Origin of the sequence: Synoicihabitans lomoniglobus (assembly GCF_029023725.1) — a bacterium.
Lineage (GTDB): Bacteria > Verrucomicrobiota > Verrucomicrobiia > Opitutales > Opitutaceae > Actomonas > Actomonas lomonigloba.
This window is the reverse complement of sequence record NZ_CP119075.1, coordinates 1,762,569-1,782,577: the sequence shown is the minus strand read 5'-3', so window position 1 is coordinate 1,782,577 and position 20,009 is coordinate 1,762,569. Positions and strand designations below refer to the sequence as shown.

General features: G+C 61.9%; 15 protein-coding genes. 11 read left to right on the top strand and 4 right to left on the bottom strand.

From position 1 onward, the window contains the following. The first annotated feature begins 5 nt into the window (after nucleotides 1-5). The 10 genes from PXH66_RS06980 to PXH66_RS06935 all read left to right on the top strand — a co-directional run bounded on the left by PXH66_RS06980 (nucleotide 6) and on the right by PXH66_RS06935 (nucleotide 13,053). On the top strand, nucleotides 6-1,010 hold the full coding sequence (locus PXH66_RS06980) for a small ribosomal subunit Rsm22 family protein (RefSeq protein WP_330927942.1): 1,005 nt from the start codon (nucleotides 6-8) through the stop codon (nucleotides 1,008-1,010). 189 nt (nucleotides 1,011-1,199) lie between these two features. After that, the gene (locus PXH66_RS06975; RefSeq protein WP_330927941.1) at nucleotides 1,200-1,865 is read left to right on the top strand and encodes an ABC transporter ATP-binding protein; all 666 of its coding nucleotides are present in this window, start codon (nucleotides 1,200-1,202) and stop codon (nucleotides 1,863-1,865) included. A gap of 193 nt (nucleotides 1,866-2,058) precedes the next feature. Further along, a complete protein-coding gene (locus PXH66_RS06970; protein ID WP_330927940.1) occupies nucleotides 2,059-3,570 on the top strand; it encodes a TolC family protein in 1,512 nt (503 codons plus the stop codon). Between the two features lie 44 nt (nucleotides 3,571-3,614). Next, entirely contained in the window at nucleotides 3,615-4,016 is a 402-nt protein-coding gene (locus PXH66_RS06965; protein WP_330927939.1) for a hypothetical protein, read from the top strand. A gap of 102 nt (nucleotides 4,017-4,118) precedes the next feature. Then, nucleotides 4,119-5,414: a TolC family protein gene (locus tag PXH66_RS06960; RefSeq protein WP_330927938.1), complete on the top strand. Its 1,296-nt coding sequence runs from the start codon at nucleotides 4,119-4,121 to the stop codon at nucleotides 5,412-5,414. A 7-nt stretch (nucleotides 5,415-5,421) separates the two neighbouring features. Next, nucleotides 5,422-6,702 (top strand): efflux RND transporter periplasmic adaptor subunit, encoded by a 1,281-nt coding sequence (locus PXH66_RS06955; protein ID WP_330927937.1) that lies wholly within the window; start codon nucleotides 5,422-5,424, stop codon nucleotides 6,700-6,702. An 18-nt stretch (nucleotides 6,703-6,720) separates the two neighbouring features. Next, nucleotides 6,721-9,921: an efflux RND transporter permease subunit gene (locus PXH66_RS06950; protein WP_330927936.1), complete on the top strand. Its 3,201-nt coding sequence runs from the start codon at nucleotides 6,721-6,723 to the stop codon at nucleotides 9,919-9,921. A gap of 12 nt (nucleotides 9,922-9,933) precedes the next feature. Next, complete coding sequence (locus PXH66_RS06945; RefSeq protein WP_330927935.1) at nucleotides 9,934-10,854, top strand: cation diffusion facilitator family transporter; 921 nt, start codon at nucleotides 9,934-9,936, stop codon at nucleotides 10,852-10,854. Nucleotides 10,855-11,170: 316 nt separating this feature from the next. Continuing rightward, complete coding sequence (locus PXH66_RS06940; protein WP_330927934.1) at nucleotides 11,171-11,698, top strand: DUF1802 family protein; 528 nt, start codon at nucleotides 11,171-11,173, stop codon at nucleotides 11,696-11,698. 116 nt (nucleotides 11,699-11,814) lie between these two features. After that, nucleotides 11,815-13,053 carry a hypothetical protein gene (locus PXH66_RS06935; protein ID WP_330927933.1) on the top strand — a complete coding sequence of 413 codons (1,239 nt, stop codon included), beginning with the start codon at nucleotides 11,815-11,817 and terminating at the stop codon, nucleotides 13,051-13,053. A 148-nt stretch (nucleotides 13,054-13,201) separates the two neighbouring features. On the opposite strand, the gene PXH66_RS06930 is transcribed toward PXH66_RS06935, so the two are convergent. From PXH66_RS06930 to PXH66_RS06915, 4 genes are all read right to left on the bottom strand, one after another. Then, nucleotides 13,202-14,617, bottom strand: coding sequence for a UDP-N-acetylmuramate--L-alanine ligase (locus tag PXH66_RS06930; protein ID WP_330932296.1), 1,416 nt, complete (start codon nucleotides 14,615-14,617; stop codon nucleotides 13,202-13,204). 138 nt (nucleotides 14,618-14,755) lie between these two features. Next, nucleotides 14,756-16,627, bottom strand: coding sequence for a hypothetical protein (locus tag PXH66_RS06925; RefSeq protein WP_330927930.1), 1,872 nt, complete (start codon nucleotides 16,625-16,627; stop codon nucleotides 14,756-14,758). A 224-nt stretch (nucleotides 16,628-16,851) separates the two neighbouring features. After that, nucleotides 16,852-17,796, bottom strand: coding sequence for a transposase (locus PXH66_RS06920; protein WP_330927929.1), 945 nt, complete (start codon nucleotides 17,794-17,796; stop codon nucleotides 16,852-16,854). 232 nt (nucleotides 17,797-18,028) lie between these two features. Then, a complete protein-coding gene (locus PXH66_RS06915; protein ID WP_330927928.1) occupies nucleotides 18,029-18,961 on the bottom strand; it encodes a transposase in 933 nt (310 codons plus the stop codon). Nucleotides 18,962-19,274: 313 nt separating this feature from the next. Between PXH66_RS06915 and PXH66_RS06910 the strand changes: the two genes are divergently transcribed. Continuing rightward, entirely contained in the window at nucleotides 19,275-19,925 is a 651-nt protein-coding gene (locus tag PXH66_RS06910) for an alpha/beta hydrolase family protein (RefSeq protein ID WP_330932295.1), read from the top strand. The last annotated feature ends 84 nt before the right edge of the window (nucleotides 19,926-20,009 follow it).

Sequence of the window (20,009 nt, the reverse complement as noted above, 5' to 3'; positions counted from 1 at the left end):
CACGCATGAATTGGGACGAACTCGATTGGTCGATTCTCGAACGCCTGCGCCAGGGCTTCATTTCCGGCTCGGCCGCGGCGGGACCGTATTGGCAATCCGAAGACGATCTCGCGCACTACGATTTCACGTTCGCCGAGCGCATTGGTTGGAAATGGGACCACGTGCTCGACGAGCTGGTCCGCCGCGGGTGGTCTCCTCCATCCGGCCCGATCCTCGATTGGGGATGCGGCAGCGGCGTGGCGTCCCGTCGCGTGATGCGCCAGTGGCCGGAACTCGTGCAGGCGGGGCAGACATTGCACGTCTTCGATCACTCTACGCTCGCCGAGAACTTTTCCGCCCGCCGCGCTCGCGAAACGTTCCCAGATCTTACCGCTCTATCCTGGGACCGGGCCGCGCCCATTTCGACCGTCGTGATCAGTCACGTGCTCAACGAGCTCGATACTGACAGTGCCGCGGATCTGCGTCAGGTCATCGATCGCGCGGAAGCCGTTATTTGGATCGAGCCCGGCACCTCCGAGGTCGCCTCCGATCTCGTCGCATGGCGCGAGCAGTTGCGCGAGCAGTTTCGTTTGGTGTATCCGTGCCCGCATCAAGGCGCGTGCGGCATACTCGCGCCGGGCAACGAACGCCATTGGTGCCACCATTTCGCCCGCCCGCCCGCTGGGATCTTCGCCGACTCGCATTGGGTGAAGTTCGGCCAACGGGCCGGTATCGATTTGCGCAGTCTGCCGTTTAGCGCGCTCGTCTTCGAACGCACTTCGCGCCCGTGTTCGACTCCTTTGCCGGAAAATGCCGGCCGGGCCATCGGTCGCCCTCAGGTGTTCAAACCCTACGCGCGGTTGCTGGGTTGCGATGCAGGCGGTGTTGCCCCCCTGACGCTGCCCAAACGCACCGCCCCCAAACTCTGGAAACGGCTCGATCGCGTCGAATCCCCCCGTCTGTTCACCTGGGAACATCGGGAACAGACGCTCGTCAAAATCACCCCCTGCCTTTCAACCGAACCAGAGTGACGTCCTTTTCCCAAAATCGAGACAGACTCATTCCGATACAGGCCACTCCGCAACCATTCCCCGACCGCATGATATTGCCATCAGTCTAGGTATAAATCGCTTAACTCGATTCAAACAACATGGCATGCATCTTGTTACCCTGCTTCGTTCCTCCTGTCCCTTCCCGTCCCCCATCCTGAACCTTTCTCCATGATTTCTCTCCGCGGCATCGAACGTGTTTACCCGCTCAAAGGCGGTCCTTTTTACGCCCTGCGTAACATCAATCTCGAAATCGAAGCCGGTGACTTCGTGTCGATCATGGGTCCGTCCGGTTCCGGTAAATCGACTTTGCTGCACGTGCTCGGCCTGCACGACAGCGCCTGGGGCGGTGAGTATTGGTTCGACGACGCACCGGTCCACAAGCTCAACCAAAAGCAGCGGTTCGCGCTGCAAAAACAAAACATTGGTTTCGTGTTTCAAAGCTATCACCTGCTCGACGATCTGACCGTTTACGAGAACCTCGAGGTGCCGCTCTCCTACCGAGACACCCCGCGCAAGGACCGCGACGCCATCGTCGCCGACGCCCTCGATCGCTTCAATATGGTCGGGAAAAAGGACCTCTACCCGAGCCAGCTTTCCGGCGGTCAACAACAGCTCGTCGGCATCGCCCGCGCCTTGATCGCCAAACCGCGCATCATTCTCGCCGACGAGCCCACCGGTAATCTCCACTCCGACCAGGGCCGCGAGATCATGGAGCTCTTTCAAAAGCTCAACCAGCAGGAGGGCGTGACCATTGTTCAGGTGACCCACTCCAACGAAAACGCCGGCTACGGCACCCGCACGATCCGCGTCGCCGATGGCATGATGGTGAGCTGACTCGGCGTCGTCATCCCTTCCGCGTGGTCGCGTTCCACCGTCCCGATATTGGGACGGTAATTTCCCGGCGATGAGGTCCGCCAGGGTCGCCACTTTCTGGTGTGATTTTTATTCGCCTGTTAACCATCAACTTATGAGATAACGCATCGCACTGGCACACGCACTGCAATACCCCCGGCACTTCATCTTAAGCATGCGTTTCCCTCGTTCCCAGATTCTGTCCGCCGCCTTGTCCTTCGTCTTGATCGCCCCTGTCGTGGTGGCCCAGAGCTCCAGCGAGGCGCTCTCGCTCAACGACGCCATTCGCCAGGCCTTGGACAAAAACTTCACGATCAAGGCCCAGGCCTCCGGCACCATGGCCAGCCGCGCCGACCTCTCGGCCGAATGGGGAGACTTTCATCCGCGTTTCAGCGGTTCCTATACGCACGGCGAAGATGGTAGTCCCCAGTCCGCCGATCCGTTCACCGGCAACCGTCCGCCGTCCTCCATTGTCGAAACCGACACCTACAACCTCGGCATCGGCGGCATCTCCCCGTGGGGTATGAGCTATCGGCTCACCGCCTATTCGCAAAACCAACGCGGCACCTTCAATGGTTTCGCCGACAACTACTTCACCTTCTCCGGCCTCGAAGCCAGCCAACCGCTCCTCCGCGGCTTTGGTTACGACGCCAACATGGTCGGCGTGCGTATCGCCCGCGCCACCCACGGCTCCTCCCGCTGGCAATATCGGCAAACCGTCATGGATGTCGTTACGTCCGTCATCAACGGCTTCCTCGAACTGGACTTCGCGCACAAGAATCTCGATATCGCCCGTCGCTCCCGTGACCTCGCCCAGGGCCTGCTCGACGAAAACGAAAAACGCTTCGAAGCCGGCAGCCTGTCCCAAGCCGATGTCACCTCCGCCCGCACCCGTGTCGCCACTCGGGAGGAAGCCATCCTCATCTCCGAACGCGCTGTGAGCATTGCGGAGAATTTCCTCAAAGGCCTCATCTCCGACGAAAAAACGGCCGCCCTACTGTCGCAAAACCTCGTCATCGCCAAAGCTCCCGCCCTGCCCGATCACCACCCTGATCCCGCCGTCGAGTTTATGGCCGCCCTCGAACGCCGCCCCGACTACCAACAGGCCAAGCTCAACGTCGCCCGCACCGACGCCAACCGCCGCTACCGCCGCAATCAACTCCTCCCGCAGGTCGACCTCGTCGGCTCGGTCGGTTACAACGGTCTCGATAACCACGTCTCCAAAAGCCAACTACAGGTGATCGATCGCGACAGCCGCTCCTACAGCGTCGGCGTCGTCTTTTCCACCCCGCTCACGTTCGCCGCCGAACGCGGTCGTTACCGCTCCGCCAAGTTCAGCCAGGAACAGGCTGAAATGCAGCTCGCTCAAACCGAGCAGAACATCGTCGTCATGCTCGGCAACGCCGCCGGTCAAATCGAGACCACCCGCCAGCGCGTCGAAGTCAGCCGCCACTCGCTCGGTCTCGCCGAACAGGCGCTCGACGCCGAATTGAAAAAACTGCGCGCCGGCAGCGGCAGCACATTCTTCGTTCTCGCCCAACAGGAGATTCTCGCCGGGGCCGAAATCAGTGCTTACCGCGCCGAGATCGATCATCAGCGCGCGCTCGCGGAATACGATCGTCAGCTCGGCATCACCCTCGAGAAGCACGGCATCGCCATCGAAGGCGACACCGAAACCAAATACTAAGCTCCCTTGACGCCGTTCGCGAGGCGGCGCAGTTTCCGCGACGCATGTCTCTACGTTTCCTTCGCAATGTAATGGTGCTCGTCGCGCTGACCCTCTGGTCGGCCGCGTCCGCGCATTGTTCCATGGAAGCGGCGGGATTCCTCATGATATCCGTCGAAGCGGATGCCGGATGCTGTCAACCCGCCGATGGCTGCGAAGACGATGCCTGCGACATGGTGGAGGGGGCCGACTACTCGGCCCCGACGTTGGCACACAAGCTGCCACCACCTCAGCTCGTCCCTGAATTTTGCCTCCGTTGCGCCCATGTCCTGTTGGTCGCTCCAGCGGGTGAACTCGTGTTCCAACCGGAGACCACTCCGGACCTTGAGCATCTCACTTGGGTGCCGATCTGGCACTTTGCGCGCCGCGCCGCGCCGCCCTCACGGGCCCCCTCGATCCTGAGCTGATCCGTTCCTGCGCGAACGGATTTCCTTGGCTCATTCTGCCCGGAGCACGCCCGCGCGCGTGGTTTTCCGGCGCTCACCCGATCTCAATTTCACTGTCTTACCATGTCTTTCCATCGCCACATTTTTGGCTTCCGCCGACTCGGACTCGGCGTCACCGCGCTTTGCGTGGCGGCGAGCGGTTGGTCTCAGAGCGGGGTTGCTCCCGCCCTCTCTCTACCCGACGCACTCCAAAAAGCCGCGTCCGCCAATCCCGCGCTGCACGCCGAACGTTTCCGTCAAAACGCCGCCGCCGCACTCGTTGAACAAGCCGACCTGCGCCCCAATCCCACGCTCGACATCAGTGTGGAAAACGCCATCGGCACCGGTCCGTTTCGCGGCATCGATGCGTTCGAGGCCACCGTGCAAGCCAGCCAGCTCATCGAGCGCGGCGACAAGCGTGCCCGTCGCGTTTCCCTCGCGGAATCGCAGCACGACTTGACCATCAATGCGTTCGCCGTTCGACGCGCCGAGGTGTTGGCCGCCACCGCCGAGGCCTTTGTCGCGGTGCTCGCCGCCCAAGAGCGTGTTGCTCTGGTCCGAGAGCCGTTGGCACTCGCCGCCACCACCATCGAGTCGGTGCAAGCCCGCGTCGACGCGGCCGTCGCTTCGCCCGCCGAATCCGCCCGCGCCCGCGCCGCCTTGGCGATGGCTCAGGCCGAGGCCGCCCGCGCCGATGCCGCGCTGGTTCGCGCTCGATCGACCTTGGCCTCGACATGGGGCGGTGCCGCGACCGACGTCGCGCATTTGAACGGAAAACTACACGTGCCCGACGCGTTGCCCGATCCCACGGTCTACCGTGCTCGCTTGGCCGAGCATCCGCGAAAGTTACTCGCCGCGGCTGCCGTGGAGCGTGACCGCGCCGCCCTGGCCTTGGAACAGGCGCACGCCACGCAGGACATCACCGTCGGCGGTGGGCTACGGTTTTTCCGCTCCGGCTCCGATGCCGCCTTGGTCGCCGGCGTTTCGCTGCCGCTACCCGTCCGCAATCGCAACCAGGGCAACATCCGCGCGGCGCGCGAAACCCTCGCCGGCGTCGAACTCGCCGCCGACGCCGTGGCGATCGAGCTTCGCACCGCCTTCGACCTCGCGTGGCAGGACCTCGCCTTGGCTCACCAACAAGTTATCGCAATCCGACGGGACGCCCTGCCCCCGACGACCGCCGCTCACGCCATCGTCCGCGAAGCCTACGACAGCGGACAGCTCCCGCTCCTCGATGTGCTCGACGCCCAACGCGCGCTGATCGCATTGCGCCGCGAGCTTCTCGACGCCTCCGCCGACTACGCCATCGCCCTGGCCCGGGTCGAGTCGCTGACCGATCCCTCCTTCACCTCCCTCTCCACGCTCCTCGCCCAGCCCTGATTCTCCCATGAACTGGAAACTCACTTTTACGCTTGTTGCCATCGTCGCCGTCTCCGGCGGCATCTTCTATTCACTGCAATCCGACGAACACGATTCGGTCGCGTCGTCCGCCCACGGTCACGGTCACGATGATCATGATGATCATCACGACGAAGAGGCCGAACGTGGTGCGCACGGTGGACGTCTGCTGACCGACGGCGATTTCACGCTCGAACTCGCCATTGTCGAAGCCGGCATGCCGCCGGAATTCCGCGCTTGGGCTACCGTGAGTGGTCGCGAAGTTCCGCCCGCCGATGTGCGGCTTTCCGTCGAACTCATGCGACCCGGTGGCGCGACCGACCACCACGCGTTCGTCGTCGAGGGCGATTACCTGCGCGGCCAGGCCGAGGTCTACGAACCGCATTCCTTCGACTACCGCGTCTCCGCCGTTCACGCCGGACGCCAACACGACTGGAACTTCGAAGCCCCCGAAATGCAAACCACGCTGACCGCCGCAGCCGCCGCTCGCGCCGGAGTTGAAACAGAAGTCGCCGGACCGGCCACCTTCACCACCACGTTGCCGGTCTACGGACGGGTGAAATTCGACGCTGATCACGTCGCGCGGGCCGTGCCCCGATTCAGCGGTATCGTGCGCGAGGCGCGCAAAGTTCTCGGCGACACCGTGACGGCTGGCGAAGTCGTCGCCGTCGTAGAGACCAACCAAAGTCTCGCCACCATCGAAGTGAAGGCTCCGCTCGCTGGAACGATCGTAGCGCGCGACGTCAACGCCGGTGAAACGGTCGAAGCCGGCGCCGCCCTCTACACCATCGCCGACCTGAGCCGGGTCTGGCTCGACCTCAATATTCCCAAACGTGATCAAGCCCGCGTGCGTCCCGGGCAGACCGTGATGATTCACGCCGACGACGGCGGTGCCGCCGCCACGGGCACGATCGATTGGCTTTCCCCCATCAGCGATGCCGAGGCCCAAACACTGGTTGCCCGCGTCATCTTGCCCAATCCCGACCAACGCTGGCGCCCCGGCCTTTTCATCACCGCGTCCGTCGAACTCGAATCGTTCTCCGTGCCGATCGCCGTCCCCGAATCGGCGCTGCAGACGGTCTTCGATTTCACCGTCGTGTTTTCGCAACACGGCGAGGTTTACCAAGCGCGTCCGCTCGAACTCGGGCGTCGCAGCCAGGGCATGGTGGAAGTGCTGAAGGGACTTCGCGCCGGCGAAACCTACGTCACCGCCAACAGCTTCCTCATCAAGGCAGACATCGGCAAAGCCGGCGCCTCGCACGACCACTAAGCCCCGCAGCCTAAAGCCATGTTGGAAAAACTCATCCACTTCGCCATCCGCCACCGGTGGTTGGTCCTGCTGCTCGTCGGCGGCCTCGGAGCGCTCGGGGTCTACAACTTCAATCGCCTGCCTATTGATGCCGTCCCCGACATCACCAATGTCCAGGTGCAGATCAACACGGAGGCCCCCGGTTACTCGCCCCTCGAATCCGAGCAACGCGTCACCTACCTCGTCGAAACCGCCATGGCGGGTCTGCCGCGCCTCGACTACACGCGTTCGATCTCCCGCTATGGATTGTCGCAGGTGACGGTCGTCTTCAAAGACGGCACTGACATCTACTTCGCCCGCCAGCTCGTGAGCGAGCGTATCCAGGAAGTGAAGTCACAACTCCCGCCCGGACTCGATCCCACGATGGGACCAATCGCCTCCGGACTCGGTGAGATCTTCATGTTCACCGTCGAGCCCGAGGACGGCGCCCGCAAACCCGATGGCACGGCCTACACCCCGACCGACCTGCGCGAAATCCAGGACTGGATCGTGCGTCCGCAACTGCGCAATCTCACCGGCGTCACCGAGGTCAATACCGTTGGCGGCTACAAGAAACAGTATCATGTCACGCCGCGCCCGGACCGCCTGCTCGCGTTCAACCTCACCCTGCGCGATGTCATGACCGCCCTCGCCCGCAACAACGCCAATGTCGGCGCCGGCTACCTCGAACGTCACGGCGAACAATATCTCGTGCGCGTGCCCGGTCAGGTCGGCGGCATCTCCGATATCGAGGCCATCGTGGTCGCCCGTCGCGGCGGGCAGCCCATCCGCATCCGCGACGTTGCCGACGTGTTGCTGGGGGCCGAACTCCGCACCGGTGCCGCCACCGAAAACGGTCAGGAGGTTGTGCTCGGCACCGTGTTCATGCTCATGGGCGAAAACTCCCGCGATGTGTCCTCGCGCGTCGCCGTTCGCCTCGCGGAGATCAACCGGAGCCTGCCGCCCGGCATCGTGGCGCGACCGGTCTATGACCGCACCGAGTTGGTCGACCGCACCATCGCCACCGTGCAGAAAAATCTCATCGAGGGCGCTCTGCTCGTGATTGCGATTCTCTTCCTGCTATTGGGCAACATCCGCGCCGCGCTCATCACCGCGGCCGTCATTCCCCTCGCCATGCTGTTCACCATCACCGGCATGGTGAGCAATCACGTGTCCGGCAATCTCATGAGTCTGGGCGCGCTCGACTTCGGACTCATCGTCGACGGTGCCGTCATCATCATCGAAAACTGCCTGCGCCGTTTCGGCCTCGAACAACATCGACTCGGGCGCCTGCTCACTCACGACGAACGCCACCGGCTGGCGGCCTCCGCTGCCGCCGAGGTGATCACGCCGTCCCTCTTCGGCGTGTTCATTATCACGGTCGTCTACGTGCCGATTTTTGCGCTCACCGGCATCGAAGGAAAAATGTTTCACCCCATGGCTTTCACGGTCGTGACCGCCTTGCTCGGCGCGATGATTCTGTCGGTTACGTTCGTGCCGGCCGCCGTCGCGCTGCTCGTGCGCGGGCGGGTTTCGGAAAAGGACAATGTCCTCATCCGCGCCGCCAAAACGGTCTACCGGCCCACGCTGCGCTTCGTCATGAGCGTGCGGCCGGCCGCCGCCGTCGGCGCACTCGCGGTGATCGCGTTGGCCGCGTTTGCCACCAGTCGCATGGGCACGGAATTCATTCCCAACCTCGACGAGGGCGACATCGCCATGCATGCCCTGCGCATTCCCGGCACCAGCCTCACCCAATCCGTCGCCATGCAGCGCGAACTCGAAACGGCGATAAAAACCCTGCCCGAAGTGGATCGCGTTTTCTCCAAAATCGGCACGCCTGAGGTCGCCACCGATCCCATGCCGCCCAGTGTGGCCGACACGTTCATCATCCTGAAACCACGCGAAGAGTGGCCCGATCCAGATCTGCCCAAGACCGACTTTCTAGCCCGATTGGAGGCCACGGCCACCGCCGTTCCGGGTAACAACTATGAGTTCACTCAGCCGATCCAAATGCGGTTCAACGAACTCATTTCCGGCGTGCGCGCCGATGTCGCCGTCAAGGTCTACGGTGACGATCTCGACGTCATGAACACCACCGCCGCCGAGATCGCCGCCGTGCTGGAATCCCTGCCCGGCGCCGCCGATGTGGGCGTTGAGCAAACCACCGGTCTGCCCTTGCTCACCGTCGATCTCGACCGCGAGGCTATCGCTCGCTACGGACTCGCCATCGAGGAAGTGCAGGAGCTTGTCTCCACGGCCATCGGCGGCTCCAACGTCGGACTTGTGTTCGAAGGCGATCGTCGTTTCGAGCTGCTGGTGCGTTGGCCGGAGTCCCTGCGCAACGATCTCGACGCGCTCGGCAACCTGCCCGTGCATCTGCCGCCGCTCGATCGCCATGCCGGCCGTATCATCCCCGATGCGTTGCGCACCGAGCCGCGCCTCGAAATCGAAATGGAACCGCAATCGTTCATCCCGCTGCGCGAGATTGCCCACCTCACGATCGCGCCCGGCCCGGCTCAGATCAGTCGTGAAAACGGCAAACGTCGCGTCGTCGTGACGGCCAACGTGCGCGGCCGCGACCTCGGCGGATTCGTGTCCGAGGCGCAGTCACGTATCAACGCCACCGTCGCCGTGCCCGCGGGTTACTGGCTCGAATACGGTGGCACGTTTGAGCAACTGCTCTCCGCGTCCCAACGTTTGCGCGTGGTGGTGCCAGTCGCGTTGGTGCTGATCTTCGGTCTGCTCTTCATGAGCTTCGGCAACGCCAAGGACGCCCTGCTCGTCTTCACCGGTGTGCCGCTCGCGCTGACCGGCGGCATCGCCGCGCTGTGGTGGCGCGACATCCCGCTGTCGATTTCGGCCGGCGTGGGATTCATCGCGCTCTCCGGCGTCGCGGTGCTCAACGGATTGGTTATGATTTCGTTCATCCGCTCGCTGCGGGAATCCGGTCGTCCACTCGACGCCGCCGTGGAGGAGGGTTGCCTGACGCGCCTGCGTCCGGTGCTCATGACTGCCCTCGTCGCCTCCCTCGGTTTCGTGCCCATGGCCCTCGCCACCGGCGCCGGCGCCGAGGTGCAACGTCCGCTGGCCACCGTGGTGATCGGCGGCATTATCAGTTCCACCCTGCTCACGCTCGTCGTGCTACCCGCCCTCTACCGCATGGCCCACCGGGAGCATGATGTGAAGCCCATCGCCACGTAAGCCCCGCGTCTCATGAGCCATTCCCACCACCACGATCACGGCACCGAAAACGTGTCCGACGCCGCCCTGCTGTGGGCGGTGGGGCTAAATGTGGGTCTGTCCGTGTTTGAAGGGGTAGCCGGCGCACTGGCGGGAAGCGTCGCGCTCTACGCCGATGCCTTGCACAACTTCAACGACTGCGCGGCCTTGCTCATCGCCTACTTCGCCCGGCGCATCGGTCGAGCCCGGCCCGACGCCCGCTACACCTTCGGTCGGCGACGGGCGGAGCTCGTGGGCGCCTTGATCAACCTCACCGCGCTCATCGTGGTGGGACTGTTCCTCATCAAAACGGCCGTGATGCGATTCGCCTCTCCGGTGGAACCGTTGGGCGGTTGGATCATGATCGCCTCGCTGATCGCTCTCGTGGTCGACGTGGGCACCGTTGTCCTTCTGTGGTCGATGTCCAAAGGCGGACTCAACATCCGCGCGGCCTTCGTGCACAATCTCACCGATGCCCTCGCCTCACTCGCCGTGCTCGGCGGCGGCGCGGCGATTTATTGGCGAGGTTGGAACTGGGTCGATCCGGCCATTTCACTGCTGATCGGCGGCTACGTGCTGTTCACCTCCTTCGGCATGATGCGCCAAACCGCGCACATCCTAATGGAAGGTGCTCCGGATCACCTCGATTTGGATCACCTCTGTGTCGCGGTCGAGCATCTCGACGGCGTCGAAAACATCCATCACCTCCACGTGTGGCAGCTCGACGAACATCACACCGCGCTCGAAGCCCACATCGTGGTGCAGGCGAACCAATTGCCGCAAGGCCATGCCCTGCTGGAACGGGTGCGCACGCTCCTGGAGCAAAAATTCGACATCACCCACGCCACGCTCGAACTGGAAACCAGCGCCCATCCGTGCGGGTCGACGGAGCGGTATCCCGCTCATCACCATTGACGCCCCGTGGGCTCTCCGGCCGAAAACCACACCCGTATTTCCCGCTTTCCTCGGGAGGATTGTCCCTCCAACCTCTTCGTTCCTATGGGACAACAACTTAATAAAATTCAAAAACGTAAGCGTCGCGCGGCATATAACGTGCGCAAAAAGGAAGCCGCCAAGGCCGCCTCTTCGAAGAGCAAATCGAAGAAGTAAGGGTTCGCCGAAAACGTCCTTTTTTAGAGAAACCGCAGCCTAACCGCTGCGGTTTCTTGTTTTCCGGCCCGGCCGGTTTTAGAATAACGCCGAACTGATCACACGTTCTCCCGCTTTCTCCATGTTTCCCGCCTTCAAAGAATGGCACGCCATCGTCGGCGCATTGGTGGCTGGCGAACAATCCATCATTCTGCGCAAAGGCGGCATCGCGGAAGGTCGCGGCGGCTTCACCGCGAAATCCAACCGATTCTGGCTGCTGCCCACCCGCTTTCACGCCCAGGCCGAGAAACTGAAGCCGGCCGCGGATCGCTATTTGCCGAGTCACGACGACGATTCGTCCGACGACCCACCAGAGGTCTCGCTTAACGCCTTCGCCGAACTCACCGCTCACCGCTTCCTCACCGCTTGGTCGAAGGTGGCAGCACTCAATGCCCAACACCTCTGGACCGAGAGCACGGTGCGCGAACGATTCGATTGGAGCAAACCGCCCGGCATTCATCTGCTCACGGTGCAGGTGCATCGCCTTCTCACGCCAGTGAAATTCCGGCTCACCGCCGCCCAGGCCGGTTGCAAATCCTGGGTGGAACTCCCGCTCGATTTCGCCGCCCATCCTTCCGTCAAAGTCACGCCCACTTCCGCGCCACATTGAAACGCCGACCCTCGATCCGCTAAGCAATCAGATTGCACTGTAGGCCGGCCGCTTGCGGACGCTGATCCGCGCGACCCCACACCCCACCCAACCGCCTTTCTTATCCCAATCCCCCATTGAGCAACGGCGACCCGAAGGATCTTTACAGCACGCGCAACAGCGACGCCTCCGCTCAACGCGGCACCCGGCTCGTGGTGACCGCGACGATCGCGGGGACCGTAAGCCTGCTGCTCGCATGGGCGTTCAGTCCCGACGCCATCGAGACGCCTGCGTCTGCTACCACCAAGATCCGCACGCCAACCGCCCCGCCAGCGAAACCCATCGTCTGGAGCAACCAACCCTACGAGCTGGAACTGCCCAAACTCGATTTCGATTCCGCCGAACTGTCGCGCAATCCCGACTTGGCTCGTTGGTCCGCGCAAACCACCACCGCCATCGCACCAGCCACGCTGCTGAACGCACTCGCCCGCACCGCCGAATTGAGCGCGCCAAATCAGTCCGGTGAAGGCGACATCCATGCCGCAGCTCGCCTCGCTGCCACTCAACTTCTGTCCACCCTCGAACGTTCTGCATTCGAGCCGTTCACCCCCGAGCGGCTAAAAACCATCGCCACCGACCGTGTCCTCCGCCGTCTCGGTCCGCCCGACCAGCCGCCCCGCTATAATCGCGACAGCACCACCCTCGCCGCCATCGTGCGCGAAGGGTCGTGGCAATGCGCGTCCGGAACCTTGGTGTTTGGACTCACCGCCTTACGCCTGCCTGCTCCCGTTATCCGCGATCACGACTTCGTCATCATCTACGAACGCGGCCACGTCTTACCCGGCTACGCTTTCAAATTCGAAGATGAGTGGCACCTCGTCGGACTCGAGATGACCGTTGTCGGCATCGGCCAAAAACGCTTCGGCGCCATCCCCCGACTCGCCGATGCCGGCTTCGCCCTGCGCATCCTGCAAGCCCCCGAAGCCTGGCTGCTCCAAGCCGCCGCCCCCTTCCTCCACAACGACCGGGAAGTGGCGCTGCATATCCTCCGCCAGACCGCCGCCCGTTACGACGTCCCTCTCGCCGGACTCGAAGCCAACATACGCCGCCTGCCGCCACCTCCTGCCGGCGACGATAACAATCGCGTAGCCCCAGCCATCGCCTCGCCCTGGGCCTTCGGCCACGTGACTGTTCCGCCCGGCGACCTCCCCATGATGGCATCAAACCGCGTGCCCGCCTGGAGCCGACCGCTCCCCTACTTCGAATCGTCCGACGCCTTCGAAACCGAGGAAATCACACCAGGGAGTGGCGGGCCCCCGAGTGCAGGCCGCCTCGCGTATCCATGGGACGACGACTACCCCAGCAGCGGAAACTAAAACCCATCAGAACACCGCGATCTCTGCGTTCTTGGTGTGAAATCCGCCTTCAGTTCGGATCGAATCCGCGCCATCCTTGGTCAATAACTCAAGCTGACGCCATGTGTGCATGCAGTGCTTTTTCAGGCGATGTTACCCGTCAACTTGATCAGCCCTTGCCTTCAGCTTGCGCCACAAATTTTTGAATGATGCCGTCGAACGAGCCATTGGTGAAAAAGACCACCAGCATCGGTCCGTTTGCGTTGTCCACCGTCAGCTCAGTCAGCAACCGATCCAACACACCCGTGTTGGAATCCGCCGTGTGCGCCGCCGTGCTCATCGCCGCCAGTGTCGAACACACCACCGCGGGATCAAACCGCTCCGCCGCCGTCATGCGATCGGCGCGACTCACCGCGCCAACGTAGACCGTATCGGCGTTACGCAGCGCTTGAATGAAATCGTCCTGCAACCGCCGCGACCGCGCCGTATTGCTGCGCGGCTCGAACGCCGCCACCAGCCGATGCGCCGGATAACGCGCGCGCAGTGAGCGCAAGGTCTCCGCGATCGCCGTCGGATGATGACCGAAGTCCTCCATCACGACCAGGTCATCACGCTGCAATTTGATCTCCTGACGCCGGCGCACGCCGCGAAACCTCGCCAGCGGGGCCAGCGACAGTCCCGTCGGATCACTCGGATCGAGCGCCAACCCGGCCGCCGTCGCCGCCATCGCCGCGTTGCGCGCATTAAACAGTCCCGCCGTCGTCCAACTAACCGTGCCCCATTCGCGCCCGCCCCACGTCAGCGTAAACGCGACGCCCTCCGGCCCTTCCTCAAAGTTCGTAATACGAACATCGTTGGTCTCGCCGGTGCCGACGCGGACGATCTTCGTCCAGTCCATGTCTCCCAACGCCGCCAAGTTGGTGTCATCGCCATTGACCAACACGAAACCGTTGCGCGGCACGATCCGCGAAAGGTGACGGAACGTCCGCTGCACATCCTCCAAGTCGCGAAAGATATCGGCGTGATCGAATTCCAGATTGTTCAGCACCGCGATGTGCGGCGCGTAATGAATGAACTTCGAACGCTTGTCGAAAAACGCGCTGTCGTATTCATCGCCCTCGATCACAAACGGCTCCGCCGCGCCGCCCAAGTGTTGTCCCACTGGCGGGTCGAGCGGCACGCCGCCGATCAGAAACCCCGGATCACGACCATTCTCCCGCAGCAAAAACGCCGTGAGCGACGTCGTGGTCGTTTTCCCGTGCGTGCCGCAAATGACCAGATTCTTCCGTCCCGCCAACACCGTTTCGGCCAACAACGCCGGCAGCGACGTGAACCGCAGCGCCCGCGACTCCAGCAACCATTCCACTTCGGGATTCCCGCGACTCATGGCATTGCCGATGACGACCAAATCAGGCGCCAACTCCGCCAGCCGGGCGGCGTCATACCCCTCGTGCACGGTGATGCCGGCCTCGGCCAGCACGTCACTCATGGGCGGATACACCCCGGCGTCCGCGCCCAGCACCTCATGCCCGGCCGTGCGCGCCAGCAGCGCCACATTCCCCATCGCCGTCCCGCAAATACCCATGAAATACAATCGCATCGTAGTGAAGCTCCACGGTGCACAATTGCCCCGCCGCGGGAAGCGCGATCTCAACCCCGGGCGACGTCCACCATACCGCCCAGACCCGGGATTGAAAGAAACCGGGTTGATCGAAAGCGTGAACTATTCGACCGAATAGACCTCCACGAGGACCACTCCGCCGACTTCAGGGTCCGCAGACTCACACCAAACCGTGTAGGAACCCGGCTCCAACGTCTGACGGATAACACTGTCGAGACTCCCTGCAGCCAAGGGGAACGCACCGACTTCGGAAGAACCATCCGAGCCGAACCAATTGTCGTTGGGATAGTAGGAAGAATCCGTGACATACAGCTTCAGCGTCGTATCCGCCATCGCCCCGGAAACGCCGAATTCCCCCAAAGTGGGACCCACCCCTCGAATGATCACTTCCATGCGTTCTTCCCCACTGATCACGAAACCACAGATCAACGCCTGACCGGCCTCTATTCTGGCCCGGGCGGAAAGGTTTACCAGACGCGTCGCTTGGTTACTGATATTGCCATCATACACCTCGGCGATCGCTTGGCCCAGTTGCCCGTCAGCGGCCGTGACCGTCGCGGTATACACTCCCGCTCCCAATGATTGGGCGACCACTGCATCGAGGGAACTATCGGCGAGTGGAAAAGCACCCAGACTCCGACCGTCATCGGCCGCCCAATCGTCATTCACCGCTATTTCGGCCGCACCTTCCCTCAGCGTGATCACAGGATTCGGCAACGTATTCGCCACGCCGAAGGCAGCCAGCCCCGGCCCGATTCCTCGGATCACATACGGTTTGGGCTCGTCGCCGGCCGTCACAAAACCAAGGGTCAGCGTTTGATCCGCGGTGCCTGCGAAGGTATTGACCGAAAGGTTCACCAAGCGCGATACCGGCACGGTAAACTCGGTCGAAGTTTTGGTCGTGCCGGACTCATGGACGTAACTGAGAGCGTAATTGCTGGTCTCGGTCGGCCGTAAATCACCGATGATAATCGAACCATTCGTGATGAAAAGGCTGGGACTGAAATCCGCCTCCACCACGGGCAAGGAGTCAAAACTCCCGCCGAGCAAAAGCGTGTCGTGGAGCAGCAACCGGTCTCCGTTCCGCCACGCGTAGCTGGACTCAAGCTCCGCGTAAAACACCGGCGGACGGGACTCGGAGGATTCGCGATCGTGAATCTCGAGCATGAACAACTCGTTGCTGCCGCCGGATTCATCCGTCACCTCAAAAATCAGGGAACCCACGGAGCCGATCAAACCATAGAACGCGACGTTTTCGGTGCGCTGATAGGCGGGAGATCGAGAGTCGATCGCAAGCATCGATCGGGACCAAGGGGGACCGCTTTGCACGGTCGTCGTGACCGTCGGGAGGTGTCCGCTCAACCCTGCGGTGGAACCTGGAATCATGGACACCACCGGTTCGGACATCTGATTGGTCCCCGGGAGGTTGATTCCAGATGCCATGACCGAAAGATAGCGTTGGTGATAGGCGCTATCCGTTTCATCGGCCAAGAAGAGCTCGGTTCCTCCCGCAGCTCCTTGCGCTCTGCCCAACAGCACGTGCGAAATGATTCCCACGCCCTCTCCGGTATCGGTCACATCGAGGGTCGTATTACCAAAGCCGCCATCGGTGTCCGTCAGGTGGATGATGTATGTTCCGGGCGCTAACGTGACCAGTATTCCGGCATCGCGGGCAGCATCGAAATAGTCGGGAAGGAGCGGATCCGTAGGAGTCCCGGCAAAGGAGGATGTGGAACTGATTTCCGCGCCCAACGGGTTACGAATGATAAACGAAGTAGGGCCCGCGTCGTTGCCCGTGCCTCGATGACCCGACGACGTGATGAGAACATCACGGTTTCCCGCCGACTGAGAAATGGTGATGAACACCTTGGTCCCCTCGGTCCCCAAGTAGGTGCTCGACCGGAATGTCTTCATCTGCACCTCCTGCGCCGTCGCCATAACCGGGAGAAAAATCAGGATGACAAACCACGCCATCCACCGGGATTTGGGATTCGTCGCTGGCGGACATTGACGAGAACACGTATCCGATTGCGATCGAGACACAGAACTTTTGGAGAGAAAGCAAAGCATGTTGGCTAGGGGTAATTTCGGAGTGGGCGGCGCTTAAACGCGCGAAGCGGAATCCGCCATCGAACGCCTCATCCTTCCATGGGGCAACCGGTTAACTTCTCAATACGGGGTCACCTCTCAATATGGGGTCATGTCGTCACTTTGTCAGCATTACGCCGGTGTCGCCAAAGACTGGTTCGCACGGATGCCGGTCGCCCCCACTTCAAGGCATTTGCCAACCAGACCACTGGCACGCCCATTTCACGCTGTAACTGGTCAGCGATCGCCACTTTCCATTTTGTGCCTGAAATTCTCTGCGCGAGATCCGACTCCGATAGTCCCTGCTTCGCCATAATCTCGCGCAATCGCAACGCCCACCGGCGTTCCATCAGTTCTTTCGGCTCTACGTATTCGGCCCGCGGTGCTCCCACTTTTACCTGCGATTTCTTAGCCAGTAGGCCGTTCTTCCAATCGTCGTCGCCAAATGCCCATCCACTTGAAAACGACTCCCGCTCCTCTTCCGGCAATTTCCCCTCTCTCGCGCGGACTGACCGCAAATGCTGATGATATTCACGCCAGCCTTCAGGTGTATCTTTCAATCCTATTGTCGCCATCCAATCATCAGCCTTCAGTCCCATAAACCGTTTGTTCTGAACATAACGCAGGAGACTGCTCCACCGAAAGGCGTCTAGATGGGCCAGCTCGACGATGGCAGCACGTTCCGGGTTGAGATGGATGTAATCTGCGACTTTGGCCCAAACCGCTTCATCTTGAAGCAAGAATGATTTGAACCTCCCTTGGAACAGATGCCCTTGCTCCCCACGCATGCGATTAAACCGCGCCGCAAACGTGACCTGAAGCCATTGCATGCCTGCCGATAGATTCGGCTGCAGCGTCCGCACGGCCAAATGAAAGTGATTCCGCATCACCACATACGCGCCCAGTTCCCAATCAAAGCGCTTCACCGTTTCCTCCAACGTCTTCACGAAAGATTTCGCGGCGCCAGGTGAATCGAACACATCCCTCCTATAGTTTCCGCGATTGATGACATGGTAAATCGCTCCGGGGTATTCGATCCGTGCGTGCCTAGCCATCCACGAAAGCTAACTTGTGCTCATCTTAACACAAGTGCTGACAATGTGACGACATGTCCCCGTCCGACGCCCCATTTACCGTCGAGACATCAATCCGGTACGAAATATTTTTCGGTTATGAGAAACGCTTTTTCTTTTTCACCAAAGAGAATTGGTGTCAGAAAAGGGTCAGGTGTCAGAAAAGGGTCAGACTTTGCACATTGCACAACGCTTGCGAGGTGTCAGAAAAGGGTCAGACTTTGCACATTGCACAACGCTTGCGCAGCCTGGCAGTTTCTCCGCCGGCTTCATTGCAGGCGTTGACCAGTCGACTGACTCGGAACGGGCTGCCCATGTTGAGATGCCGGGAAAGCCAAGGGTTCGATACCGTGGTCCGTCGTCTCATCTCGGTCGCGATCGCCACCTTCCAAGCCGTTCCCTTCGGATCGGCGGCAATATCAGTCGCCGTCTTTTTTAAGCATTTTAACAATGCCGCCAGCGTGTCTGCGTGCTGCTCCTCTCGCCATTCCTCCAAATCTTTGTCTCCGCGCCGCACGGCTTCCTGCAGCTCACCGTGATCTTCGTTGAGAGCTTTCTTGAAATCCTTGGTTCCGATCGCCCATCCGCGGGACATCTCGCTAAACTTGAGTCGTTTGCGCTCGGGTTCCTCCTCATCGAGCCAGTCAAGGTATTCCAGATACTTTCGTCGGCCGACCGGCGTGTCACGCAGTCCGCCGGCATGGTCGAGGGAGGCTTGCGGTGAATACCAGGCCCGGCGTTCACGCGGCTGCAGCAATTCGCGCAAACTCGTGTCGCGCCAGGTTCGCAGCTCTTTGACCTGAATGACATTGGCCCGCACCGGATTGAGATGGATGTAATGGCACAACGGCCCAAGCGCTTCCTCAGGTTGCACCACGAAACTCTTGTAGCGGCCCTGGAACAGATGACCGTTCTCCTTGCGCAACCGGTTGAACTTTGTGGCAAACGTGGCCTGCAGCCACCGCATGCCGTCAACCAGATTGGCCCGCGGCGTCTCAATCGCCAAGTGGTAGTGGTTGGACATCAGGCACCAGGCGTGAACGATCCAGCCCGATTTCGTGGCAGCGTCGTCCAGGCACTTCAGGAACGATTGTCTTGCGCCTTCGGTGGCGAAAATAGCGGAAGGGTAGTTCCCCCAATTGATCACGTGGTAACACGCGCCTTCGTATTCAAGTCTCAACTTCCTTGCCATCTACACATCCAAACCGAAGGGCGAAGGGGAAGCGAGTGCAATGTGCAAAGTCTGACCCCCTTTTCCGTCCCCCCTTTTCCGTCCCGACAACCTTCGCGCCCTCGCCGGCGTCGTTGCCCGACCGGGCGCGCCTGCTCCCGTCGTCACGACCGACTCAACTGCATCGCTCGATACCTATCTTCTCGAACACCTCACGTTCGCCAGCGAACCCGGCATCACCCTGCCCGGGCTGTTAGCGCGACCGCACCAACGCGGACCGCATCCGGTCGTGCTGTGGCTCGACGCCTTGCCGCTGGATCGCATCGCCAACGAGCCCGATTTCCAACGCCTCGCCGCCTCCGGCCACCTCGTGCTCGCCCTGCACCCCCGGGGCGTGCTGGGTGAACCCGATCCGCAAGCCGATCGTCTCGCCCTCGGCCAATACATGCCGGTGCATCTGCGCGCGCACGCCGTGGGTAAGACGCTCATCGGCATGCGCACCGACGACACCCTGCGTGCCATCGACTGGTTGCGCCAACAACCCGACGCCTCACCTGACCAACTGACGCTCTTCGGCCCAGGAGCCCAAGGCCTCGTCGCACTGCACGCCGCCGCCCTCGACGACCGTATCACTGCCGTCGTCATCGAAGACACCCTCGTATCCTATCGCGCCGCAGTCGCCGCGGGCCTGCACCGGAACCTTTCGGAAGTCGTCATTCCCGGTGTCCTCAACCGCTACGACACGCCGGATCTCCTTCTATCCATCAGCCCCCGGCCCGTGACCATCATCAACCCGGCCAACCCCATGGGCCAACGCATGAGTAACGCGGACGCCGCCGCCGTGCTCTCCGCCGTCCTCGCCACCGACACCAACCTCGGCCAACCCGACCGCGTGCAGATCATCCACCGCGACCCCCGCGACCCGCGCCCACTGCCTTGAGGCCAAAGCGCAACGCCTGCGGCCGCGAGCATCAGGGGTAAATCACACAGATCAGCCCTCCGTTGGCGTTCCCCCCGGTTGGCT